Annotated in this window: 25 protein-coding genes and 1 tRNA gene; 15 read left to right on the forward strand and 11 right to left on the reverse strand. The window is 43.4% G+C overall.

Translation table 11 applies throughout. From position 1 onward, the window contains the following. Window positions 1–23: 23 nt before the first annotated feature. Window positions 24–1,361 carry a glucose-6-phosphate isomerase gene (locus DWY57_RS00320; protein WP_117600007.1) on the forward strand — a complete coding sequence of 446 codons (1,338 nt, stop codon included), beginning with the start codon at window positions 24–26 and terminating at the stop codon, window positions 1,359–1,361. Between the two features lie 130 nt (window positions 1,362–1,491). Beyond that, on the forward strand, window positions 1,492–2,247 hold the full coding sequence (locus DWY57_RS00325) for an HAD family hydrolase (RefSeq protein WP_117964099.1): 756 nt from the start codon (window positions 1,492–1,494) through the stop codon (window positions 2,245–2,247). 139 nt (window positions 2,248–2,386) lie between these two features. On the opposite strand, the gene DWY57_RS00330 is transcribed toward DWY57_RS00325, so the two are convergent. Beyond that, window positions 2,387–3,013, reverse strand: coding sequence for a hypothetical protein (locus tag DWY57_RS00330; RefSeq protein WP_117964232.1), 627 nt, complete (start codon window positions 3,011–3,013; stop codon window positions 2,387–2,389). 202 nt (window positions 3,014–3,215) lie between these two features. Here DWY57_RS00330 and DWY57_RS00335 point away from each other — a divergent pair, with 202 nt between their 5' ends. After that, window positions 3,216–3,653: a PepSY-like domain-containing protein gene (locus tag DWY57_RS00335; protein WP_005833165.1), complete on the forward strand. Its 438-nt coding sequence runs from the start codon at window positions 3,216–3,218 to the stop codon at window positions 3,651–3,653. Between the two features lie 401 nt (window positions 3,654–4,054). Here the strand turns inward: DWY57_RS00335 and DWY57_RS00340 are convergent, their stop codons facing one another. From DWY57_RS00340 to DWY57_RS00360, 5 genes are all read right to left on the reverse strand, one after another. Beyond that, on the reverse strand, window positions 4,055–4,936 hold the full coding sequence (locus DWY57_RS00340; protein ID WP_119961168.1) for an alpha/beta hydrolase-fold protein: 882 nt from the start codon (window positions 4,934–4,936) through the stop codon (window positions 4,055–4,057). Window positions 4,937–5,044: 108 nt separating this feature from the next. Then, on the reverse strand, window positions 5,045–5,875 hold the full coding sequence (locus DWY57_RS00345) for a MerR family transcriptional regulator (protein WP_118273913.1): 831 nt from the start codon (window positions 5,873–5,875) through the stop codon (window positions 5,045–5,047). Window positions 5,876–5,966: 91 nt separating this feature from the next. Next, window positions 5,967–6,440, reverse strand: a complete 474-nt coding sequence (locus DWY57_RS00350; protein WP_119961169.1) for a hypothetical protein — start codon at window positions 6,438–6,440, stop codon at window positions 5,967–5,969. A 6-nt stretch (window positions 6,441–6,446) separates the two neighbouring features. After that, window positions 6,447–7,088, reverse strand: a complete 642-nt coding sequence (gene msrA, locus DWY57_RS00355; protein WP_118273911.1) for a peptide-methionine (S)-S-oxide reductase MsrA — start codon at window positions 7,086–7,088, stop codon at window positions 6,447–6,449. 121 nt (window positions 7,089–7,209) lie between these two features. Continuing rightward, window positions 7,210–7,282 (reverse strand) — tRNA-Arg (locus DWY57_RS00360). A gap of 212 nt (window positions 7,283–7,494) precedes the next feature. On the opposite strand from DWY57_RS00360, the gene asnA reads away from it, so the two are divergent. Together asnA and ung are read left to right on the forward strand one after the other, a co-directional pair. Beyond that, window positions 7,495–8,532, forward strand: a complete 1,038-nt coding sequence (gene asnA, locus DWY57_RS00365) for an aspartate--ammonia ligase (protein ID WP_117600003.1) — start codon at window positions 7,495–7,497, stop codon at window positions 8,530–8,532. A gap of 103 nt (window positions 8,533–8,635) precedes the next feature. Next, on the forward strand, window positions 8,636–9,298 hold the full coding sequence (gene ung, locus DWY57_RS00370) for a uracil-DNA glycosylase (protein ID WP_117600002.1): 663 nt from the start codon (window positions 8,636–8,638) through the stop codon (window positions 9,296–9,298). A 3-nt stretch (window positions 9,299–9,301) separates the two neighbouring features. On the opposite strand, the gene DWY57_RS00375 is transcribed toward ung, so the two are convergent. From DWY57_RS00375 to DWY57_RS00385, 3 genes are all read right to left on the reverse strand, one after another. Continuing rightward, entirely contained in the window at window positions 9,302–12,079 is a 2,778-nt protein-coding gene (locus DWY57_RS00375) for a putative LPS assembly protein LptD (RefSeq protein WP_119961170.1), read from the reverse strand. Between the two features lie 79 nt (window positions 12,080–12,158). Continuing rightward, on the reverse strand, window positions 12,159–12,695 hold the full coding sequence (locus DWY57_RS00380) for an HD domain-containing protein (RefSeq protein WP_119961171.1): 537 nt from the start codon (window positions 12,693–12,695) through the stop codon (window positions 12,159–12,161). Between the two features lie 27 nt (window positions 12,696–12,722). Continuing rightward, window positions 12,723–14,450: a glycosyltransferase family 39 protein gene (locus DWY57_RS00385; protein WP_117599999.1), complete on the reverse strand. Its 1,728-nt coding sequence runs from the start codon at window positions 14,448–14,450 to the stop codon at window positions 12,723–12,725. Between the two features lie 188 nt (window positions 14,451–14,638). On the opposite strand from DWY57_RS00385, the gene DWY57_RS00390 reads away from it, so the two are divergent. The 7 genes from DWY57_RS00390 to DWY57_RS00420 all read left to right on the forward strand — a co-directional run bounded on the left by DWY57_RS00390 (window position 14,639) and on the right by DWY57_RS00420 (window position 18,815). Beyond that, the gene (locus tag DWY57_RS00390) at window positions 14,639–15,016 is read left to right on the forward strand and encodes a GtrA family protein (protein WP_005833184.1); all 378 of its coding nucleotides are present in this window, start codon (window positions 14,639–14,641) and stop codon (window positions 15,014–15,016) included. 51 nt (window positions 15,017–15,067) lie between these two features. Beyond that, window positions 15,068–16,039: a glycosyltransferase family 2 protein gene (locus DWY57_RS00395; RefSeq protein ID WP_117599998.1), complete on the forward strand. Its 972-nt coding sequence runs from the start codon at window positions 15,068–15,070 to the stop codon at window positions 16,037–16,039. Between the two features lie 359 nt (window positions 16,040–16,398). After that, a complete protein-coding gene (locus tag DWY57_RS00400) occupies window positions 16,399–16,686 on the forward strand; it encodes a hypothetical protein (RefSeq protein ID WP_044467809.1) in 288 nt (95 codons plus the stop codon). Window positions 16,687–16,943: 257 nt separating this feature from the next. After that, the gene (locus DWY57_RS00405) at window positions 16,944–17,426 is read left to right on the forward strand and encodes a GNAT family N-acetyltransferase (RefSeq protein ID WP_117600074.1); all 483 of its coding nucleotides are present in this window, start codon (window positions 16,944–16,946) and stop codon (window positions 17,424–17,426) included. Next, window positions 17,423–17,782 carry a DUF3795 domain-containing protein gene (locus tag DWY57_RS00410; protein ID WP_117599997.1) on the forward strand — a complete coding sequence of 120 codons (360 nt, stop codon included), beginning with the start codon at window positions 17,423–17,425 and terminating at the stop codon, window positions 17,780–17,782. The genes DWY57_RS00405 and DWY57_RS00410 overlap by 4 nt, the downstream gene beginning before the upstream one ends. Window positions 17,783–17,813: 31 nt before the next feature. Continuing rightward, window positions 17,814–18,395, forward strand: coding sequence for a Crp/Fnr family transcriptional regulator (locus tag DWY57_RS00415; RefSeq protein ID WP_117599996.1), 582 nt, complete (start codon window positions 17,814–17,816; stop codon window positions 18,393–18,395). A gap of 144 nt (window positions 18,396–18,539) precedes the next feature. After that, on the forward strand, window positions 18,540–18,815 hold the full coding sequence (locus tag DWY57_RS00420; protein WP_226791215.1) for a hypothetical protein: 276 nt from the start codon (window positions 18,540–18,542) through the stop codon (window positions 18,813–18,815). A gap of 12 nt (window positions 18,816–18,827) precedes the next feature. On the opposite strand, the gene DWY57_RS00425 is transcribed toward DWY57_RS00420, so the two are convergent. Continuing rightward, entirely contained in the window at window positions 18,828–19,781 is a 954-nt protein-coding gene (locus DWY57_RS00425; protein WP_117599994.1) for a transporter, read from the reverse strand. Between the two features lie 200 nt (window positions 19,782–19,981). Between DWY57_RS00425 and DWY57_RS00430 the strand changes: the two genes are divergently transcribed. From DWY57_RS00430 to dnaA, 3 genes are all read left to right on the forward strand, one after another. After that, window positions 19,982–21,217: an N-acetylmuramoyl-L-alanine amidase gene (locus DWY57_RS00430; RefSeq protein WP_119961172.1), complete on the forward strand. Its 1,236-nt coding sequence runs from the start codon at window positions 19,982–19,984 to the stop codon at window positions 21,215–21,217. Between the two features lie 13 nt (window positions 21,218–21,230). Further along, window positions 21,231–22,124: an MlaD family protein gene (locus tag DWY57_RS00435; protein WP_117599992.1), complete on the forward strand. Its 894-nt coding sequence runs from the start codon at window positions 21,231–21,233 to the stop codon at window positions 22,122–22,124. Window positions 22,125–22,475: 351 nt separating this feature from the next. Beyond that, window positions 22,476–23,861, forward strand: coding sequence for a chromosomal replication initiator protein DnaA (dnaA, locus tag DWY57_RS00440; protein ID WP_119961173.1), 1,386 nt, complete (start codon window positions 22,476–22,478; stop codon window positions 23,859–23,861). Window positions 23,862–23,949: 88 nt separating this feature from the next. Here the strand turns inward: dnaA and DWY57_RS00445 are convergent, their stop codons facing one another. Continuing rightward, entirely contained in the window at window positions 23,950–24,684 is a 735-nt protein-coding gene (locus DWY57_RS00445) for an NADPH-dependent oxidoreductase (protein WP_119961264.1), read from the reverse strand. Window positions 24,685–25,061: the final 377 nt, after the last annotated feature.

A 25,061-nucleotide genomic window follows, 5' to 3' on the forward strand; every position in this document is an offset into this window, starting at 1 on the left:
CTGAATTTAAAACCTAGAATATTATGATTAGTTTGAACATTGAAAAGACTCTTGGATTCATCTCCAAAGAAAACGTTTTCGCCTATGAAGCCCAAGTAAAGGCTGCACAGGAAGCATTAGAGAATGGTACCGGTAAGGGCAACGACTTCTTAGGCTGGCTGCACCTCCCCTCTTCCATCACTAAAGAGCACCTGGCTGACCTAAAGGCTACCGCACAGACGTTGCGTGACAACTGCGAAGTAGTAGTAGTTGCCGGTATTGGCGGAAGTTATCTCGGTGCACGTGCGGTGATAGAGGCTTTGTCAAACAGCTTCACCTGGTTGCAAGACAAGAAAACGGCTCCGGTCATTCTGTATGCAGGACACAATATCGGTGAAGATTATCTATATGAGCTTACCGAATACTTGAAAGACAAGAAATTCGGTGTTATCAACATCTCCAAATCCGGTACTACTACTGAAACAGCCCTGGCGTTCCGTCTGCTGAAAAAGCAATGCGAAGACCAACGCGGCAAGGATATGGCAAAGAAGGTTATCGTTGCCATCACCGATGCCAAGAAAGGCGCTGCCCGCGTAACGGCCGACAAGGAAGGATACAAGTCCTTTATCATCCCCGATAACGTAGGCGGACGTTTCTCTGTATTGACTCCGGTAGGCTTGCTGCCCATCGCAATAGCAGGTTTCGACATTGAGAAACTGGTTGCAGGTGCAGTTGCCATGGAAAAGGCTTGTGGAAAAGATGTTCCGTTTGCAGAAAATCCCGCTGCCATCTATGCAGCTACACGTAACGAGCTCTACAAGAACGGCAAGAAGATTGAAATCCTCGTAAACTACAATCCCAAACTGCACTACGTAAGCGAATGGTGGAAACAGCTTTATGGTGAATCCGAAGGTAAGGAAAACAAGGGTATCTTCCCTGCTGCCGTAGATTTCTCCACCGACCTGCACTCCATGGGACAATGGATTCAGGAAGGCGAACGTACCATCTACGAAACTGTCATCTCCGTGGAAAAGACACAGCACTCCCTGCAGGTACCTTCGGACGAAGCGAATCTCGACGGACTGAACTTCCTGGCAGGCAAGCACGTGGACGAAGTGAACAAGATGGCCGAATTGGGAACACAGCTTGCCCACGTTGACGGCGGCGTACCCAACATGCGCATCGTTATCCCTGCACTGAATGAAGAAAGCATCGGAGGTCTGCTCTACTTCTTTGAAATAGCTTGCGGCATCAGCGGTTACATTCTGGGAGTCAATCCATTCAACCAACCGGGTGTGGAAGCATACAAGAAGAATATGTTTGCACTGCTGAACAAGCCGGGCTACGAAGAAGAGTCCAAAGCCATCCAGGCAAGACTTTGATAAATCAGGAATTGAGAGTTGAGAATTGAGAAATGACTGTGCAATAAGCGCAATGAAAAGCCGTTTCCCGATTTTCAACTCTCAATTTATTTACCCTGCATTTCTTAATTTTTAATCCTCAATCTACCAAGTGTTCGAAAACTCTATCGCCCGTTATCTGGAAAAGCACGGGCATTCCAACATCCAATTGAAAGCAGTTCTTTTTGACATGGACGGCGTACTGTTCAACTCCATGCCCTACCATGCCGATGCCTGGCATAAAGTAATGAAACGCCATGGCCTGCACTTGAGCCGTGAAGAGGCATACATGCACGAGGGACGTACCGGAGCCTCCACCATCAATATCGTTTATCAACGCCAGTATGGCAAGGATGCCACTCCCGAGATGATAGAAAGCATCTATGCAGAGAAAAGTGCCGAATTCAGTACCCACCCGGAACCGGAACGTATGCCGGGTGCTTGGGAAGTACTGCAAAAGGTAAAAGCGGCAGGACTTACTCCGGTACTTGTCACCGGTTCGGGCCAACACTCCCTGCTGAACCGCCTTGCCCATAACTTCCCCGGTATGTTTCAGCGCGACCACATGGTGACCGCCTTTGATGTGAAATACGGGAAGCCCCATCCTGAGCCTTATTTGATGGGACTGGAAAAAGCCGGAGTACAAGCCAATGAAGCTATAGTTGTAGAAAATGCACCTATCGGAGTACAAGCCGGAACAGCAGCAGGCATATTCACTGTAGCAGTCAATACTGGTCCACTGGACAAGCAGGTATTACTGGATGCCGGAGCTGATTTATTGTTTCCTTCCATGCAGGCGCTTTGTGAGGACTGGGAAAGGTTGCAAACCGCATTAGATGCCAGTAATAGCCTTCGCCACAAAGATTGACGGCGACCCAAACAATAACAGTTGATTCGAGTTTATATAACAAAGTACTACTGCATACTTTATCGGTATACAGTAGTACTTTACTGATTTTTATAGTTTAATCAATATCTAACATTCTGCCGTATCGCTCTAAATGTCATTACTTGATGTACAGAAGGCATCTATTGTCTTTCTTCTTAAAACGCTCCAATCTACTCATTTTCTCCTTCTCGGTTTCTTTAATAGGGAACGTTATCCTACGAGTATCTTTATCATAATCGTACAATTCTCTGGCAGGAACTACATAAACAGATTCCGGACCGTCACCACACCATCCAAAGCCAAAAACATAAAACAAGTTTTTTATCGGACGGTTCAACAGATTAGAGTTCATATACCTTTCGTACTTTTCAATGTCTTTTATATCGAGATAAAAACCTATCTTACTTCGCCATTTACATTCTACAGCTATAATATCTCCAACTTCATGAATGGTACTCGTAGTGGTAACACACTCCATCAACAAATCCGGAGATGATGAAGACAGAGGTCTATAACCCTCAACGTATTTATCACCTCTCCAATCTAAAAGCCGCCAAAATATTTTCTTGTCACAAAGGTCCGGATAACCCTCTTTACTAATATTAGAGTTCTTCACAACCCATTCCTCAAATCTATCTCCCAAATATTTACTTTTCTTCCTTTCTTTAAAATATTGAAAGGTATCCATAAACCGATATTGGAAAACACCTACAAAATCATCGATAAACTGATTTAATATTTTCATAGCCATAATAGTCTATTGTGTCTTTAAATAATATTCATTGCAAACAAAAATTCATAGGTGAAGAGCCACAACACCCATTTTCAAAATAGATTTTTTTTTCATTTCCAAAAATAGAGTTTTTTCCCAATTCTTTCCAGATTTCCTTCTCATCTTTGCAATACAAAAAACAAATAAAGTATTAATTATTAAAAAATAGAGAAGTATGAAAAAGTTAGTTATGATGTTGGTTTGTATGTTTGCAGTGCATACAATGGTAATGGCGGATAATGATAAGCCGATAGAGGTGAGCCAGTTGCCCGCGAAGGCGCAGACATTTATCAAGACTTACTTTAAAGACCATAAGGTGGCAATGGCTAAATTAGAGTCGGGAATGTTTTATAAAAGCTATGATGTGGTGTTCACGAATGGGGAGAAGGTAGAATTTGATAAATCGGGAGAATGGAAGGAGGTACGATGCAGACAAAGTGAAGTTCCTGCACAGATTGTACCGGAAGCGATACGTAACTATGTAAAGACCAATTATCCGGATGCAAGAATTCTTCAGATTGAGTACGATGACAATGAGTATGAGATAAAGTTGTCTAATCGTTGGGAAATTACATTTGACTCTAAAATGAGGGTGATTGACATTGACGATTGATGACAAGAAAGATTTTTATAAAGTATCAAGAAGCTGAAAAGAGTTGCTTGGAGAGGGTTTCTCCAGGCAACTGTTTTTTTATGCACTTCCGTACGGTAGCAGGGCATATGGTGCTGCGCTCATTGTACAACAGTGGTTGTACTACTATTCCAATTGCCCGGAGTCAACGGCCCCGGCTGCACTTTTGCAGTTTTTTAATCAGTGTGTCCGGAGAAGGACACTCAACCTTCTCCGGAGCTGAAAATACTGATTTATAAGGAAACGGCGCTTCTCGGCGCTTTCTGCCGGAAGGCAACTCAGGCTATGACGCTTTCAGGATTTTGGCAGACCTCACCATGGTATAGGTAGTCCCCTTAGTACAATGGCCATATCATTCAGCTTACTGAAAAATAGAGTTTTTTTCAGAGAGGTTTGTTCGGCAGAGAAATTCCAACCACAGAACGGAAGAACAACGTTTTCAGTCCGTCATAAAATCCTGGAAGAGCAACCGTTCCATGCGTCTCTTCCGGGAATTTTTTTAATACCACCCGCAAATGCCGCTTCTCCATACGAGGAACTGCACTCCCTATAAAATCATCTGTCAGGGGAAAGTGGATCAGCTTCCTATCAGGACGCGGCTGAGTGGCAAACGCAACATACAGTTGCTTTCCTGAAAAGTCAACCTTATCTACCTGCCGTTCTACCTGTTTCTGAAAATATCCTTTATCCCACCATAAACTGGGGTCTATGGCGATGTATGTATCAAATGCACCGGGATAATTCAGCAAAACATGCAGCGTGAACAACCCGGCATAAGAATGTCCGGCCAACAAGTGTTGTCCATTCACCGGCAAGTCTTGTTCTACTGCGGGGCGTAGCTCCTCCGTCAGAAAACGGCAAAATTGTCCTGCCCCACCCCCTTCCGGTTTATCGCCCGGACGGACAGTTCCGTCACGCCGGGCAGCGGAACAGGTTGGCGTAAAGTCTCTGGTCCTGTCTGTATTCAGGACAGCCACAACGATACAGGGCGGTAAGGAAGAAACTTTGGAGGTGGAAAACAAGCGAGTAAAACCTACCACCGAATGAAAAAAAGAATCACCGTCCAGCAAATAAAGAACCGGATAACTTTCCTCTTTTTCACCAGGGCGGATTGCAGGTACATACACCCAATACTCCCTAACCTCATTCAAGACATGCGAAAACAAAGTGTGGCGAGTCCCGATAGAAATAGCTTCTTGCGCTCTCAGCGGAAAACCGAGCCAAGTGACAACTACCAATATGAACAGAATATGCAGGCTTCTCATTTCAATTCTTTTTTCAGTCTGCAAAGTTCGCAGAAAATAAGTTGACTACCTATCCCTATTTTTAGGTATTCTCACGGTTGAAAGCTTTCCGCAGAAATCAAAGGCTGATTAAGAAGGTTTGATGGGCAACTGAATTTCCGTCATCCATTCATCCACCGTTTCTTTGTTCCAAATGCCGTCAATATGGCAAAACCGGGGACGGTCAATAACCTCGTATCCATTTGCCTCGGCATACGCAAAAAGCTCGGCGAAAGTTTCGGGCATATGCTCATAAGCACCGTAATGGTTGACACAGAGCGCAACCGGTACTTCCGGAAGTTCCTTGAATTTAATCAGCTCCGAATCTTCCTTGCGTTCAGCCACCGCTTCAAAAAACTCGATATCAATATCAACCCCATATTCCTCATTATATTCCACCGTGAAACAATATTCCGGGGCAGGACATTCACAACCCAAACGGTACATTTCAGGCCCGATGATATTCGGACAAAGATTGAACAGCTCCTGATAAGAGTCTATTTTACGGCGATGGGTAGCAAAAATTCTTGAAGGGAGGGATTTCTTAAACACTTTTTCCATAACATTCTCTTGTTTATGGAGTAAATTTTCCAATTTGGCAAGTTCGGTCTGCCGCCATATCAAGTGTTCAATCTCGTTTTTGCAACGTTCTATTTTAACCTTCAACAATTCAGCATCCGGAAATTCCTTGCCATCGGCAAACAACTCGGATATCTCTTCGAGGCTGAACCCTAATTGCTTAAGGTAAACAATACGGCTCATACACCGGAGCTGGCTGATGTCGTAATAGCGATACCCCGTCCACTCATCCACTTCAACGGGTATCATCAATCCTATCTCTTCATAATGACGAAGCGTCTTAACGGTCACTTGGCAAAGTTTGGAAAACTCTCCGATTTTAAACTTCATTTTATTCTTCATAAACTCATGCGCATTTTGTTTATGATGCAAAGATAGGTCCTGCCCTTAGGTACGAGTCAAGAGATTGCTTCAAAAAAAAACACATATTTCACTATTCGCAACGGCAATAGGTATTTGCACCGCACGTACAACGAGGCAACAGCTGCTCGCTCAGTTCATTACGGTAAAATTCATACAGCTGCCGGTACATGATTTCATAGAGTGCGGCAACTTGTTGCTCCTGCTCACTTTCATTTTGAAAACGATTTTTAAAGGGATCTTCAAAATCAAAATGCGCCTGCTGCTTGGCATCCAGAGTGATAAATTTCAGTTCTTCTCCGGCTTCTTTACACAGGGTAATCACGTAGTCCCATGACCGATGCGTATAGGCCCCGACACCAGAGGGTTTCTTGCGAGACACGCTTAAACCATTCTGTTCCATCACATTGCACACGGCATCGGGAACGCAGTTCCCCTCCATAATTCCTGCCGTAGAGATATTCATTCCCCTGCCAAATGCATGCAGGAGTTCCTGCGCGATACGGCTGCGGCACGTATCTTCATTACTTATTAACAGTATATCCATTGTCCGTTACTTTTCCAGATTTAAATACTCGCCATCTCCTTCTTTCTTCATCTTCGCTTTACGCGCCAAGTCGAACAAGGCGGGGTTAATGTGGCAATATCCACCCGGATTTTTGTCCAGATAGTCTTGATGATAATCTTCGGCAGGATAGAAGTTCTTCAAAGGCTCTATCTCTACCACCAACGGACGGGAGTAGTTGGCAGCCAGCCGGTCAACAGTTTCACGAATAACGGGCAGGTCGGCGGTATCCGTATAATAGATACCCGTGCGATATTGTATACCTCTATCACCTCCTTGCTTATTGAGGCTGGTAGGGTCAATCGTTTTGAAATAAAGGTCGATAAGGAAAGGCAAGTCCACCTTATCGGCGTCATACTGTACTTTTACGGTTTCGGCAAAGTCCGTGGTGCCGGTACATACCTGCCGATAGGTAGGATTGGCTATATTTCCATTGGCATATCCCACCTGGGTAGCCTCCACACCTTCTATTTGTTTCAGGAAATGTTCGGTACCCCAAAAACATCCTCCTGCCAGATAAATCTCTTTCATTGGTTTCATGTCTGTTCTCCTTTCTGACCGTCCTTCCGGCTTACCGGCATAGGACAGACCAATCATTAACATTGCAAAAATAAATATTATTTGTTTCATACCTCTGCCTCTATGGAAATTATAACAAGAAAGAGAACCGTATGGTTGACTTTTCTGGATGTATTGTATAAAAAAGGACTCCCTTTGCAAAGTATTCATGCAAAGGGAGTTCCTTTCTTTGTGACCCCGGTGCGATTCAAACGCACGACCTTCAGAACCGGAATCTGACGCTCTATTCACTAAGCTACGGAGCCAAATGTGGATGCAAAAGTATAAAAAAATTAGCAGATTCCTAACATTCAAACGCTTTTTATATCAAACCGAGGAATATTTTTATTATTACTTTGAGAAGAACAACCGCAATTACACAAACATTTTGCTATTTTTTTTCACAAAATAGAAGCAAGTATTAATATTATTCCTATCTTTGCCGAACAATTTAATAGAAGTTATACTGAATAGATTTATGAGCTACCTGATAACACCTGAAGGTTACAAACCTTTATTGGACCTAAAACAGACTGAATTAGGGATTAAACAAATTAAAGAGTTTTTCCAATTAAACCTCTCTTCCGAACTGCGCCTGCGACGTGTGACAGCTCCACTGTTCGTATTGAAAGGAATGGGTATCAATGACGACCTCAATGGAGTGGAACGTGCCGTGACTTTCCCTATCAAAGATTTGGGTGACGCCAAAGCTGAAGTGGTACACTCCCTCGCCAAATGGAAACGCCTCACGCTTGCCGAATATCATATCGAACCAGGATATGGCATCTACACAGACATGAATGCCATCCGTGCCGATGAAGAGCTGGGTAATCTGCATTCCCTTTATGTAGACCAGTGGGACTGGGAACGCGTCATTACTGCCGAAGACCGCAATGTGGAATTCCTCAAGGAGATAGTAACCCGTATCTATGCAGCCATGGTGCGCACAGAATATATGGTATATGAGATGTATCCGCAAATCAAGCCTTGCCTGCCCCAGAAACTTCACTTTATTCATGCCGAAGAATTGCGCCAACTATATCCGGACTTGGAACCCAAATGCCGCGAACATGCCATTTGCAAGAAATACGGTGCGGTGTTCATCATCGGTATCGGATGCAAGCTGAGCGACGGAAAGAAACATGACGGACGTGCTCCGGACTATGATGACTATACCAGCAAAGGACTGAACGACCTCCCCGGACTGAACGGTGACCTCTTGCTATGGGACCACATCCTGCAACGCAGCATCGAACTTTCCTCCATGGGTATCCGTGTAGACAAGGAAGCCCTGCTTCACCAGCTCAAAGAGGAAGGCGAAGAGGAACGTCTGGAACTTTACTTCCACAAACGCTTGATGAATGATACACTGCCGCTTTCCATCGGCGGCGGTATAGGACAGTCCCGTCTCTGTATGTTCTATCTGCGCAAGGCGCATATCGGTGAGATACAAGCCAGTATCTGGCCAGAAGATATGCGCAAAGAGTGTAAGGAACACAATATACACCTGATTTGATATACGTTTATCCCGTCATATAATATAAAGTTCAACCCTCAAAAGGTTGGACTTTATTTTTTATTTTGTACTTTAGCATCCGAAACTACTAACAGATCCAATTATGAATGTTCAAATAGAAGAAAGCTGGAAAGCACATCTGCAACCTGAATTTGAGAAAGATTATTTCCGTACATTGACTGATTTTGTACGGGACGAATATGGGAAATATGCCATATATCCTCCGGGAAAGCTGATATTCAATGCATTCAACCTATGCCCTTTTGACAAAGTAAAAGTCGTGATAATCGGTCAAGACCCCTATCATGGTCCGGGACAAGCACACGGACTTTGCTTCTCCGTAAATGATGGTGTTCCCTTCCCTCCTTCCCTACTTAATATTTTCAAGGAAATAAAAAATGACATTGGCACTGATGCCCCCACTACCGGAAATCTGACACGCTGGGCAGAGCAAGGCATATTGCTGCTCAATGCTACCCTCACCGTACGTGCACACCAAGCCGGTTCTCACCAAAACCGCGGTTGGGAAACATTTACAGATGCGGCCATCCGCATTCTCGCCGAAGAAAAAGAGCATCTTGTATTTATTCTTTGGGGAGCCTATGCCCAACGCAAAGGGGCATTCATCGACCGTAACCGACATTTAGTACTTACCTCGGCACATCCATCTCCCCTATCCGCCTATAACGGCTTCTTCGGGAACAAGCATTTCAGCAAAACGAATGATTACCTGAGAGAGCACGGGGAAAAGGAAATCGTTTGGTAAACATCAATACCACTGAATATTACTCTGAGTCTGGCTTCTCTGTTCCCATTTCAAGTCCTGCAGGATACTTGCATTGGCACGAATGGTAAAGTTATAGTATTTCCATCGTCCGAAAGGTGATATGGCAGCCGTCATGCTGAAACAGTGTAGGTCACGTGTGATGTTAAAAGCGGTCTGCGTTATCTCCTTCGCATTGAAGTCATAACCGGAATTGAAGCTGACAGCCCATTTATTGGTAAGCTTGACGTTACCGTTTATATTAAGGGAATTCAGGCTGAATTTGTACGGATAGCGCATGTTCTTACGATTAATGGGCTTACTGGTGTCTTCCGTAATATTGAAACCGGTACTGAAGTTGATGGACCAAGGCATCTTGAATACCTGATAACCGTCAGCGTCGGCAGCAGCCTTTTCAGTCTTCTTCTTCGGAGTACCACCCTCGGTGGCTTCCCCCTCCATATCACCGTCTTCCTCCGTCGAAGCATTCTGATCCTGGTCCTGCTCCTCATCATCCTTCTGACCGGTGAAGAAGTTCCTTATCTTCTTCCACGAATCATTGTTCACAGTCCAACTGAAGGATGTACCATATCCAGACCAACGGCCAAAACGACCATAAGACCATTCTGTACGGTTACCGGGCACCACCCTTCCGTTCTCGTCAAACTCGTAGGCATAAGTGGCAAAGGTAGAGTTCATACTCAAAGTATAACTCTTACTCAACTTCAGACGAAGATTAAAGGTCAAGTCACTCCAAGGACGCACCTGGGCAGCTGTGTTGTAACTGATACCCATAGTCAAATCGTCAATCAGGCTCACCTTGCGGATAGAGTCATTCTTATCCTTGAACTTCATTTCAAGGTTGTTAGAGATATTGAAACTGATAAGTCCCTGCTTTCCCCCACTTGGCGGAGTGAATACCTGACCGGCATAATAAGAATACTGCACAGTATCACGGACACCATTCTGATCCTTTATATAAGAATCGTAATAGCCATAACGGGATGAAGTAAAATCGGGCGCAGCGCTGAAACTGATAGAGGGGGTGATGACATGACGGATCTGTATCTCCTTCTTCTTCATGAACAGCGGCTTGTACATGCCATAAAGTTTAGTGTTGATACCCAAACTGGCACTGTAGTCATACACACGGTGAAAACCGTAAGTCGTATCGTTTACCTCCTTGCCTTGCTCATCATCCCAGTCCTTCTTCACCTTGCGGGTGTACCAACGCTCTGTATAATTCACAGAAGGTGTAACATTGAAGTATTTGAATAAAGTAAACGTGGCACTTACAGGAATCTCATGCTGCATACCGTTCTCCCAATCGCGTATCAAGTTCTTTTTGAACAACAGATTGTCTTTCGTCTTGATGCTGTTCTTCAGACGACCGGTATAACGTACTGAAATCTTCTCATACCACCTTTCATCTCCAACAGCATGTTTACGTTTAAAAGGGAAAATAGTACTCAAGGAAATGGTCATGTCAGGCAAAGTCACAGCAATAGAAGAGTCTTTCATACTTTGTGCAATATTACTTGACATGGAAATATTCAAATGCTGATCAGGAAAGTTGCGCGAATAGCTGACACTGGAAGTCTTGGTATTCTGAGACATAGCCTGCGAATTGTACATATTGTCAATATTGGTACGCTCATAACTACTAGTAGCAAAGTTCACACTGGCAGAAAAAGTAGAATTAGGATTTGCTTTAGGATCCTGCCGATGAGACCACACCACTTTGAAGTCTTTGGCAACTGAGTAGTCGGGCAAGCCTTTGTCACCGGTCTTAGTCACCTGATAGCTCGCCTGAAGCAAACCGGAATATTTATAACGCTTCACATAGTTCGACTCCATATTAAGCGCCCAAGAGCCTTTCGTAAAGATATCCGCCCTCAGCTTCAAATCCATTTGATCACTGATGGCAAAATAGTATCCACCGTCAGTAAGACCAAAACCACGATTAGAGTCATCCATATAGGTAGGCATCAGAAAACCAGACTGGTAACTGCTTGAGAACGGAAAAAAGAAAAACGGAACGGCAAGAGGGAGCGGTACATCCTCTACAACCAGATAGGCAGGTCCCGTCACTACATTCTTTTTCGGACGCACTTTGGCATAGGTCATCTGCATATAAAAGTGAGGATGATCATGATGATCACAAGTCGTGTAACGCCCACTTTTCATATAAAGCTCATCATTATTTCCTTTTTTTGCATTGTTACCAGTCACATACCCTTCACCCTGCTGGCTAACAACATTACTGATAAGCCCTCTTTTACTCTTGAAGTTATAACGGATAGTGTCAGTTTCGTAAGAGGTGTCTCCATCTTTAAAAACCGGACGTCCTTTAGCTGTCCCTACAGAATCGACTACACCACGAGCAAAAACCGTGCTATTATCCATATCCATAGAAATAATCTCAGCTTCCAAATCAGCTCCTGGATAACTCACTTTCCCTTGACCGTAAAGATGAGCAAAACCACTCTGTGTAAACACAATGGAGTCATTGGCTTCATAAGCGACGGGAGCATCCAGCGCATCCTTCTTGGGAGGAGGGGGAGCTATCGTATCTTGTCGCAACGAGTCATTGGGCAATCCCGCCCCATGTTGTAAAGTGTCTCCCACCTGCAAGGTGTCGCCACGTTGCAATGAATCCGTCCGTTGGGTATCCGGAGGTACAACCTTCCCTCTACGATGCTGAGAAGCAGCTCCACCAGAGAGAAGAAGCAAGACGAATAGTAGTATGAATGATATGAATGTATTTGCTTTCAATGGCGTCATTAACTAATAGTTTACGCTTGGAGGGGCAAAAGTACATAATTTATACGGATAATCTCCCTTTTTAAAGAAATTTAGATTGCTACAAGAACTGTTCGCACCAATTATCAAAGCGCCGTACCCCTTCTTCACCATAACGTTCCAAACTTTTACGGGCTTTTTCTACACTTTTCTCCTTTTCCAAATGAGTTTTTGAATAAAACTTATCGGCAAAACAGATAACTTGTTCTTCCAAGCTGACCGGAACCATTTCACGATGAGGCACAGGCAAATCCTGCGCAATGATTTCCTTCAATGAAAGTCCGGCACCCGTATGGCGTTCACAAACCAAAGCATGGCGGGGATATCCTTCGCCACGCATCAAGTCGGCTCCCAAATAACCGTGACAGATATAAGGCTTGTCACCAAAACAATGGATACCTGCCGCATCTGTAAGAAAAATGCCTATATCGTGCAGCATGGCAGCCTCGTACAGAAAATCCTTATCCAATGAAAGTTCCGGATGGCGGTCGGCAATCCATAACGACTTGTCGGCTACGGAACGGCTGTGCGTCAACAGTATATGCCGCAACTCATTCTCTTCCGGATAATATTTGTTAATGATATCTATCGGATTCATTTTAAGTTATGAGTTATAAATTATGGGTTATGAATTGTCAATCACCCTGAATTTATACATACAGATTTCATTACGCATATCACAACTGCGTCTGTCTGTACGGAATATCTTTTCCAGATGATACGTCTGTTCCAGCTCTCCCAACATATTCTCCTCCTCCTTTACAGGAACCAACAAATATCCCTCCCCACTGGACGGACGTTCCTTTTCAATGTGCCGCATGCGGTCTTTCAGATAGAAGTTAACACCATAAAAGCTCATTTTCGAGTAAGAATAGACCATACCTTCCGGAACATACATATTGATCCTTTCAGCCAGATGTTTATCAGATTTCACAGCCAGCACCGTCGGTTGATAAACAGAATCCAATGATACGAAAAGACAAAGCATACATCCTGCTATACCATATAATAATGACCGGCTATCCGCACGCTTAACCACCATGCGTGATGTGCAGACAGCAGCTACTACGGGAAGCGCCACCAGGAGCCACTTGGGAACAGACAAAGCCACATCCTCCAACGCATGCATAAAGGCTACATTCTCAGCGGCATGACGTCCGCTTCCAAAAACGCTGTCGGGAACCAGGCCGAGACGAACTACGACAAAAACAAGCGTAAGCAACAAGCCCAAAGAAGCAAAGATGATTGCACAAATCCTGAAAACTCGTGCCCCCTTTTGTACCAAAGCCAACAGATACTCAGCTATCAGCACTGCCATAAACGGATAGATGGGAAGCAGATAAACACTCCGCTTACTCTTGGGGATGCAGTAAAAGACAAAGATTATCAGAATGACCAGCCACGTGAACAATTGTACCGGAGACTGGTTGCGGAAAGCAGTCCAGCCCTTCTTCAACCGCAACAGCAGGGTCTCCCCTTCCGGCAGACAACGCATATTTTTCCACTTCAAGCCAAACAAGGAAATTACCAGAACCAACGTCCAGGGGATCCACCCCCAAATCAAAGTCAGGAAATTATACCATATAGGATTTTCATGGGACTCGTAGGACATTTTGCCCATAAACCGCCCGGTATTCTCCTCCAGAACCAAATCGAGGAACGGTTGTCCACCTTGTCTGTAAGCTACGTATACCCAAGCTAAATAAGGAACAAAAGAAAGCAAGCCGATACCTGCCAACGAGAAAAACGCTTTCCAGAAAGAACGTCCGCGCAACAACTGATACACACCGATACATGCGCAAGGGAATATGGAGCCTACCGGCCCTTTAGTCAACGTGGCACATCCCATCAACAACACCGCAAGCCAGGGCACTCCGCGGCATCCCTTCTCATCCCAGCGGAACAGCAGACAAAGGGAAATAACGATAAAGGCAACCTGAACCATATCGACCCGACAAGCGACAGCTGCCCGATGCACCTCGAAAGAAGACAAAAGAAGAATAGAGGCCAGAAACGCCGTTTGAACGTTTTTACGTTTTGCCACAAAGGCAAAGAACATCAACTGCATGGCTAAAAAAGCCAATGCAGACGGGAAACGGGCGGAAAACTCCGTCACCTCTCCAAAAAGGGAAGAGACGGCGGCTATTGACCAGTAGAAGAAAGGGGGTTTATAAGCAATATCAGTACCATAGTTCACTGGAAGTATCCAGTTTCCACTTTCCAGCATAGAAAGGGCAACAATCGCCTCCCGCGGTTCCCCCTTGGAATAAAAAATTGTTTCTCCCAGAAAGGGAACAACCACAAGCACACTCAGCAGCGCAATAAACCAGAACGCCTTCTTTCTGTCCGACATACCTTATTTGTTTTTTTATGTTTTCTGGACGCAAAGATAGCGCAAACCGAAAGCAGATGCAAATTTATTTGCAATTTGCTGAGATGCAGCTTATTTTCGCAAAGCAAAATTACAAATAATTCTGAAACAATGCCTAACTTTGCCGCCCTAATGATAATGGCAACAGAGAGTAGATATTTAATGTTAAGATGAAGCGGCTGAAACAACTACCGGAATTTGTACGCTTCGTAATGGTGGGCATCTTTGCGACAGCTCTGCACTACGGATTGTATTTTGTATTACAACGGGTTATCAATGTAAACATAGCCTATACACTGGGATATGCTCTCAGCTTCATCGCCAATTTCTATCTGACTGCTTACTTTACCTTCGGCCGAAAGCCCTCATGGAGAAAAGCCTTCGGATTTGGAGGGGCACACTTATGCAGCTATCTGCTACACATGGGGTTGCTGAACCTCTCTCTCTGGATGGGCATCCCCAAACCTCTGGCCCCCATTCCGGTTTTCGCCATCGCCATTCCGGTCAACTTCTTACTCGTACGTTTCGTTTTCAAAAGAAAAGAGTGATAATTTGTTTTTCTCCCGATTTCTTACGAATATTGCAAAAAGATTTGTTCTATGATGGAAAACTCTCCCATACTCGCCGTTGTCGTACCTTGCTACAAAGAAGAGGCAGTGCTGCATGAAACCCATAAACGATTGAGCCAATTATTCGACCGGCTGATACAAGCCCGACAAATTTCCCCGGAAAGCTATATATTATATGTAAACGACGGAAGCACCGACCAGACATGGGCTATCATCAAAGAACTGCACCAGCATACGGCCTATGCCTGCGGACTGAACCTGGCAGGAAACGTAGGACACCAGAATGCCCTGCTGGCAGGACTCAATGCAGTAAAAGACCGTTGCGAGATAGCCATCTCCATTGATGCAGACTTGCAAGATGACATCCAGGTGATTCCGGACATGATAAACAGCTATAAAGCGGGCAATGACATCGTTTATGGCGTACGTAAAGAACGGAAGACCGACACTTTCTTCAAACGTAACACCGCTTTAGTCTTTTATCGGCTGATGAAAGCAATGGGGGTAAAATCCGTCTACAACCATGCTGACTACCGCCTGATGAGCCAAAGAGCCGTACAGCACCTATGCCGTTTCCGGGAACGCAACCTTTTTCTTCGCGGATTGGTTCCTCTCATCGGCTACCGGACGGACTGCGTGTATTACAACCGTGAAAAACGCTTTGCCGGAGAATCAAAGTATCCTTTCCGGAAGATGCTCAACTTTGCCATTGACGGCATCACTTCTTTTTCCGTCAAACCGGTCCGTATGATTTTTTGGATAGGCTGCATCTTTATTCTTGTGGCACTATGTGTCACCGGATGGACACTTCACTCCTACACACAGCATAACACCGTTCCCGGATGGTCATCACTGATGATTTCCGTCTGGTTGGTAGGAGGCGTGATACTTGTGTCCTTGGGAATTGTGGGCGAATACATCGGCAAAATATACATTGAGGTGAAGGATCGACCGCGCTACAATGAAGAAGAGCTTCTGATGCCATCCGGCAAAACAGAATAAAAGAAGCCCATCATCATTCTACACAAAAGTTTAAAAAAGGAAAAACACTTATCACGCTATCACACTATAATAAAGGTATAGGGAACAGTATGTGTCTTTCTTGCCGACAAGTTGGCAAGATTTTGCCACCCTATTGGCAAGACTTTGCCACCGCGTTGGCAAAAGTTTGCCAAAAGCATGGCAATGGGTTGGCAAAATTACTCTCTAGCAGACAATGAGTTAACATAACCATCAAAATCGTATCGTCACATCAGTTTACATCAAAAAGACACCAAATCGCTTGCGAAAGCGACATAAATGCCGTATCTTAGTACACGTGCAAGCAAACCATTTTGCTTACACATGATAAAAATCTGCTTATGGGAACATTAGGCTGCATCAATGACATGCTACAAAGGGATAAAGAGAACCGTGCTCTTCGCAAGCTGAGCAGAGGACGGATGCGGGAACACTACAAATACCTTGTAGACAGAAAAGGTCCTGAGAGAGCCGATGTAACCATTGAGGAAATAGAAAAAATCCGAAGAAATACTACTGAAAAGGAATTGTCAGATAAAGAACATCTATTCAGGGCAAAGACGATTCTTGCAGCATGTGCTTTAGTCTTGCTTTTATTGGGAGTACTTTGTTATAAATTGTTCTTATAAGCAGGTCTGAAACCAATTGGCAAGAAATCTACCCGGTTAAACTCATCAGCCATTGGCTGGCGATTGAAAGCAGATTTCCATGCTTCATAAAAAATTCGCATGCTTTTTATATTCGAAGCAGAGAATCAACAACTTGATTTTCCTAAACCAATAAATTAGAAATGAAAAGATTATCTTTGCAAACACAATAAATACATTGAAAGACTTTCTGTTAGAACATGGAACATCTAAAAGCATACATTTTAGCACTTAAAAACATGAATACAGATTTTACAATTAGAATTGCCCAACGGTCTGATGCCCTTGAACTTATGAGTTTGTTTCAAGAGACAGTCCTCCATATAAACAAGCGTGACTATTCAGAAGCAGAAGTGGCAGATTGGGCATCGTGTGGAAACGACCTCTCCCGCATAAAAGACATGATTAAGACACATTATTTTATTGTGGCAACCAATCAACAGTCACAGATTGTCGGCTTTTCATCCATTACCCACCAAGGATATTTGCATTCTATGTTTGTTCATAAAGATTTTCAAGGTAAAGGCATTGCTACCATACTTCTAAATGAGATAGAACGGTATGCAACCACAAGAGGAATCATGCGAATTACATCAGAAGTAAGCCTGACAGCCCGTCCATTCTTTGAGAAAAGAGGCTATATAGTAGAAGTGGAACAGAAACGCAAAGCCAACCAACTTTATCTCACCAATTTTTGGATGGAGAAAAGGCTGGCTGAATGAAATCGTATAACGGACGTATTCCTGCTTGTGGTGTCTTTTGTGGTGGTTGTCCCATATACACAAGAGAAAAAAGTCCCTGCAAAGGAGCAGAACAGAATGGCTCTCGCTGTGAAAAATGTAAAACATTCCATTTATGTTGCTTGGAAAAAGGAATAACACATTGTTTCCAATGTTCTGATTTCCCATGTACTAAATTCAAAAGATTTACCAAACGTTGGCTAAAATACGGACAAAACTTCATTGAAAACCAAAAGCTTTTAAAAAACGTAGGTGAAGTTAAATTTTTAAAGTATTATAATGAGAGAGTCCACGACCAGCTTACCAACAATGACAGAAAATCAGGAATAAAACAATAATTTTGTACCTTTCGAAAAACATGTGTTGTAAATGACAGATTTTAATTCATACATGGGCAATATAGACACTGATTTTTTTAGGGAACTGTGTTTAAGAAACGGAGAACTACGGTATTATAAAAGAAATGAGTTTATCCTCCGAGAGGGAGAAGTCGGTTCTTTCTTCGGGTTTATTGTATCCGGTGTAATCAAATATACCTGCATCAACCAAACTGAAAACAAAACATATAATGTAGGTTTTTCTTTTGCCAATGAATTTATCTCTGATTATCCCAATTGTTTATATAACATAAAATCTGAATTGAATATACAAGCAATAACCCCATGTAGAATCTACATCTGTTCTTCCGAATTACTTCTACAAGAATTTGAAGAGAACAAAGAAAATCAACGAATAGCCCGTATTGCAGCCGAACAATTATTTTTTCAGTCGTATTCACGTTACTTGGATTTGTTCAGATTTACATCGGAAGAACGCTATCTCCAACTTCTTAAAAAATGTCCAGAAATCCTACAAATGGTACCCCTAAAAGAAATTGCGTCTTACTTGAAAATAACCCCTATTCACATGAGCCGCATCAGACACAAACTGAGTTTTGACAGCAAAGAATAAACATAGGTTTAGAAATTCAACCTTTTAACAATATTCCAAGATAATATTGATTCTGTCAGGAAGTTCTCTTTTATTTTTGCCCTATCCTTTGGCTGATTCAGCGAAAGGCAAGAATGAAAGGAGTTAAAACATAGAGTCCTATATATGAGAACAAGAAAAGTATTTAGAATGCCACTTGATAAAATTCTTTGTTTATCAGCCAATGCAATATTAACCATTATTGCACTATGGAGTATTGCATCAGTCTTTTTCGAAAACGTCACAATTGATTCTATAATAGCCCGTTTCAGCGTGGCTTCTGCCTGCATGGCCAACCTATTTTCAAAACATCGTCTTATCCGGATAATATTCCTCATTATGGCATTTGTACTGATAATTGTTGCAACCACCCTCTATGTCCATAAAGCAAATAAGATGTAAAATACTCAGTAGTTATTCCGTCTCATTTTTCCTTTTCTTCCACAGCTGATAACTATTGATTATATTCTGCCACAGCACATACGATCCCGGACCGACGGAAGATAACGGATTAAGATAAGTATATGCCATCCAGATGGCAAGCACCGTATTCTTTTGCCCCAGCGCCTGCCCTCCGCTGATGCGCTCACCATAATGACCGCCGATTCTCTTTCCTAAATAGAATTGTATACAGCAGGTTATCAGTCCCGCCAGGGCTATCAGCAGTTCAACAAATATCGGTGCATCACTATTGACCAATGAACGTACCGTCTGCCCTGAGACAATGGCAAGAGCTACCGCCCACAAATAGAAGGCTGCATCATGGAAACCCAACAGAAAATGATGCACCTTCGGCACAAACGCACGCAGAAACCATGCCAGCAAGAAAGGACAAAGCAGCAATGGAAAGACTTTACTCAGAATTTTCAGGAATGCAACAAAAAAAGTAATGTCAGCATGAGGCTCCACCAACGGGAAAACCAAAGGAACAGCCACAGCCGCCAGAAGATTGGACAACAACGTATAGGTCGTCAAGCTGGATGCACTTCCACCCAGTTTACCGGTAATGACAGCCGCAGCGGTTGCAGTGGGACAAATGAGACAAACCATTGCACCTTCAAACACTTCCCGGTAGACCTCCTCCATAGGGCAACACACCAACAATACCGCAACAATCAAGCAAGAAACCGTCTGGAACAGCAGTAGCCATCCATGCCACGATTTGGGTTTCAGTTCATGCACCTCCACCTTACAGAAGGTGAGCAGAAGTTGGGAAAAAATCAAAAGCGGAGTCAGGAAAGCCACTAACACATTCACATAAGGTTTGGCAGGCGCCACAAAAGGAATGTCTGCAAAAAAGAAATATCCCAAAGTACCGGCAAGCATTGCCAAAGGCAACGTCCAGTTCTTTATAAAACGAACCAGCATACTTGATTTGCTATTTTAATTATCTGCCGCAAAGTTACGCATATTATCAATACATTGAGCCACTAACTACTCAAACACAGACATTAATTACACTAAAAATGAGAAGAAGAACAATAAAACTGAACATAATCCATTAGTTTTCTATAAATTTCCACTACATTTGCCAAGCGAAAAGGAAGCATTGTCTTTGCTACAATTATATGAAACTATACAGACGATACATATTATATATAAGTATATGCTTAGGGCTGCTTATCTCCCCCTTTTGCAGTGGCAGCGCTGAAGCGAAAGACTTTGTTGTCGTTATAGACCCCGGACACGGTGGACACGACCCGGGTGCAGTGGGAAAAATTTCCAAAGAGAAGAATATCAACCTGAATGTAGCACTCAAACTTGGCAAACAAATCAAGAAGAACTGCCCTGATGTAAAAGTTATCTATACGCGGGACCGGGACATATTCATCCCCCTGGACCGGCGCGCTGAAATTGCCAATAACGCCAAAGCTGATTTGTTCATCTCCATACATACCAATGCCCTGGCCAAAAACCGGACGGCCAAAGGAGCCTCCACCTGGACACTGGGTCTGGCAAAATCGGATGCCAATCTGGAAGTAGCCAAGCGCGAAAATGCCGTTATCCTCTACGAAAGCGACTACAAGACGCGGTATGCCGGCTTCAATCCCAACTCGGCGGAGTCCTACATCATCTTCGAATTCATGCAGGACAAATACATGTCACAGAGTGTGCACCTCGCCTCCCTCGTACAAAAGCATTTCCGCCAAACCTGCAAACGTACAGACCGGGGCGTGCACCAGGCAGGTTTTCTGGTATTGAAGGCCAGTGCCATGCCAAGCATACTGGTGGAACTCGGATTCATCTCCACACCGGAAGAGGAACGGTACCTGAACACTGAAGCAGGAACCACCTCACTTGCCAACGGTATCTTCCGCGCTTTCCTCACCTATAAGCGCGAGCAGGAAATCCGATTGAACGGAAGCAGCAATACCATTCTTCCGGAGGATGTACCCGAGCCCGTTCAAGAAGAAGGCAACGCAGCTACAGCGACACTGGAAAAGAATAATGCACCTCAAGCGGAGAGTAACCAAGCTGCCCAACGCCCACAAAGATCAGAAAATGCAGCCGTTTCCCAAACAGAACAGAGCGGCATCGTGTTTAAGGTACAGATACTCACTTCTTCACGTCCTCTGGCCAAGAATGACAAAAGACTGAAAGGAGTGAAAGACGTGGATTATTATAAAGAAGACGGAATCTACAAATATACGTACGGCGCATCACCCGATTACAACAAGGTGCTGCGCAGCAAACGTAGCATTACGGACAAATTCAAGGACGCATTCATCATTGCGTTCAAGAATGGAGAAAAGATAAACGTCAACACAGCCATCAGCGAATTTAAAAAGAACAGAAATAAATAACAAAAGATACATCATGAAGTATATTACAAAAGAAGTTAGAATAGGAATAGCAGGCATAGCTGCACTTTGCATATTGGTATACGGCATCAACTACCTGAAAGGGATAAATATGTTTAAACCCTCCAGCTATTTCTACGTGAAATTCCAGAATGTCAATGGGCTGACAAAATCCAGCCCGGTCTTTGCCGATGGCTTCCGCGTGGGTATTGTCCGCGACTTATACTACGACTATACCCAACCGGGCAAAGTCGTTGCCGAAATAGATGTTGACCCAGAGCTACGCATTCCCAAAGGAAGTACGGCAGAACTGGCAGCCGAAATGCTTGGCGGCGTAAAGATGAACCTGCTACTTGCCAATAATCCACGGGAGAAATACCAGATTGGAGACACAATCCCCGGCGTGCTGAACAACGGAATGATGGAAAAAGTTGCCACCATGATGCCGCAAGTAGAGAAGATGCTGCCCAAGCTGGATTCCATCCTCGCATCCTTAAATGTCATACTGGCCGACCCCGCCATCCCTGCAACCTTGCATAACGTACAAGATTTAACAGCAAGTATGGCCGTCACAAGCCGCCAGTTGCAAACTCTAATGAAGGATGATATTCCACAACTGACCGGCAAGCTCAATACCATTGGAGACAACTTTGCACTCATTTCCAACAACTTAAAGGAGATAGATTATGCTGCCGCCATGCAAAAGGTAGACGCAACTTTGAATAATGTAAAAATGATTACAGACAAATTGAACCAGAAAGACAATACCATCGGACTTTTGCTAAACGATCCTTCTCTATATAATAATCTGAATGCCACAACTGCCAACGCAGCAAGTTTATTGGAAGACTTAAAATCGCATCCGAAACGATACGTCCATTTCTCCCTATTCGGCAAGAAAGATAAGTAAAAGATTGGCATTATATAGATTTTGTCTAAATAATAAGTCCATAAAGGAATTAAAAGGAAAGCCCTCATTTGCTCTATACAAGGAGCGAAAAAGGGCTTTTTCCTGCTCTGGACAAAGAAGGAAAACAAGAGACGTAAAGCTACATAAATCACTATATGACAAAGTATTAGATAAATGCAATACACCCTATATAAGGAATATACTCATAGTAGTCGATAAGTAGCTGAAAGTAAAGAGCTTATTACTTTTCCTAAAAACGCAAGAAAAAAAGGATTTGTTTTTCTCGAATAAGATTGCCAATTTTGCAATCGTAGAAGTTATGCTTAATTAATAAATGTATTTATAGCCGTTATGAGTGAAATAGATCATGTCGGGCTGTGGAATCGCTGTCTTGAAATCATCAGAGACAATGTTCCGGAGCAGACATACAAAACATGGTTTCTTCCCATCATACCTTTAAAATATGAAGACAAAACGCTGGTCGTACAAGTGCCCAGCCAGTTCTTCTATGAGTTTTTGGAGGACAAATTTGTTGATTTGTTGCGCAAGACTCTCTATAAGGTCATTGGTGAGGGAACTAAATTGATGTATAACGTAATGGTAGACAAGAGTTCGCGGAAAACCGTTGACCTGGAGTCTACACAGCGTACCATCATACCGCAAAAACAAGTGATGGACAAAAGGATCCCACAGATTCCCGTCCCCGAACTTGACCCGCACCTTAATCCAGAATACAACTTTGAAACCTTCATCGAAGGCTACAGCAACAAGCTGTCGCGCAGCGTTGCAGAAGCTGTCGCTCTTAATCCGGCTAAAACAATCTTCAATCCGCTGTTCCTATACGGAGCATCAGGTGTAGGCAAAACCCATCTTGCCAATGCTATCGGAACCAAAATCAAGGAACTATACCCGGAGAAAAGGGTATTGTATGTATCTGCACACCTATTCCAAGTGCAATACACCGATTCCGTACGTAACAATACGACTAACGACTTCATCAACTTCTACCAGACCATTGATGTTCTAATCATTGATGATATTCAGGAATTTGCCGGCGTAACCAAAACACAGAATACATTCTTCCATATCTTCAACCATCTGCATCAAAACGGCAAGCAGCTTATCCTTACCTCCGACCGTGCACCGGTATTGCTACAAGGCATGGAAGAGCGTCTGATCACACGTTTTAAATGGGGAATGGTAGCTGAGCTGGAGAAACCTACCGTAGAGCTCCGCAAGAACATTCTGCGCAACAAAATACACCGTGACGGCCTGCAGTTCCCCCAAGAAGTGATTGACTATATTGCAGAAAACGTGGGCGACAGTGTACGTGACCTGGAGGGCATCGTCATTTCCATTATGGCACATTCCACCATATACAATAAAGAAATAGACCTGGAACTGACGCAACGTATCGTACGCAAGGTGGTGAACAGTGAAAGCAAAGCAGTAACTGTCGATGAAATCATCAACACCGTATGCAAGCATTTCGGATTGGAAACAGCCACCATCCACACAAAATCCAGAAAGCGGGAAGTGGTGCAAGCACGACAAATAGCCATGTATTTAGCCAAAAACTATACAGACTTCTCTACTGCAAAAATTGGTGCGCTAATTGGACATAAAGACCATGCCACTGTATTGCATGCATGCAAAACCATCAAAGAGCTGAAAGAGGTAGACAAATCATTCCGTGCGGAAATCGACGAGATTCAAGCCGTACTGAAAAAAGGATAAGAATAAAGGATTAGGGATAAAGGATTAAATGCAGCTAAGTATGCATTAGCTTAACCCCTTATCCCTAATCTTCCCTAATCCTTAATTTTCAAAATCCCTGCTTTTTCATTATCTTCCAAAGATTCTCCGACATTGTCTCACTGTCTTTCTTCGTATAACGCACATCTGTAAAAACCTGCGCCAGCGTTTCCTTATTGTTCTCCAAGATGAACTGCTTGTTCTCTGGAAGCGATTCTTTATAGGCATACAACCGGTCAATGTCCTGAGGAGTATAATCATGATAAAACTCTTCGTGTACAATGGCCTCCAGCGGTAAACGGTCCACTTGTTCCGGCTGTTCGGCAGGCCATCCCACTGTAACCGTCGTGATGGGAAACACTAATTCCGGCAACTCCAACGCTTCGACAATCATCTGAGGGTTATAAGTGGTAGTTCCCAGATAGCAGATACCCAACCCCTTCTCCTCGGCAGCCACGCAAAAAGTCTGTGCCACCAGCAAAGTATCGACAGCCCCCGTCACAAACCACTCAAAGTTGTTGTATCCCGGCTCAGCCTTACGTTGCTCACACCACTTGCTGAAACGGCGCAAATCTATGCAGAAAGTAAGCACTACCGGCGCCGTCTGAACCATCGGCTGATTGAAATGTGCAGGCGCCAGTTTGGCTTTACGCTCTGCATCACGCGTCACAATCACACTATAAACCTGCATGTTTCCGACTGTAGAAGCCCGGAAAGAGGTTTCAAGCAAATCATTTAACAAATCAGCAGAAATATCCTTCTGCTGGTATTTTCGGATTGTTCTCCTTTGTTTCAAGCTTTCCATTCTTTCTTTTTTTGCAAAGATAATGTAATCCACGAACAATTCATTCAAGAGTTCACACTTTTTTCATCATCATATATCCGGAATAAAATACATCTTTTCAACAAGAAATGAACAATTATTATCTTTACGAGCAGATAAAAGTAACCTTATGTTCGACTAAACCGAGAACCTTTCAGCCCAACAAGTTGTTAATAAATTCCATTTTGGAAAACTTATTCGTTTACTCAAAGCATTAAAACATTATAAACCAACAAATTAACACAAATCAGCAGAAAACTATCCACCGGTTAATAAAAACATTCATTTTAATTTTGCCAAATTGAAAAACATTCATAGCTTTGCAAATGCATTTGTTAACAATAAGTACAACTTCTACA

It is taken from the genome of Bacteroides sp. AF25-5LB, from assembly GCF_003602965.1.
In the GTDB taxonomy this organism is placed as follows: domain Bacteria; phylum Bacteroidota; class Bacteroidia; order Bacteroidales; family Bacteroidaceae; genus Bacteroides; species Bacteroides uniformis.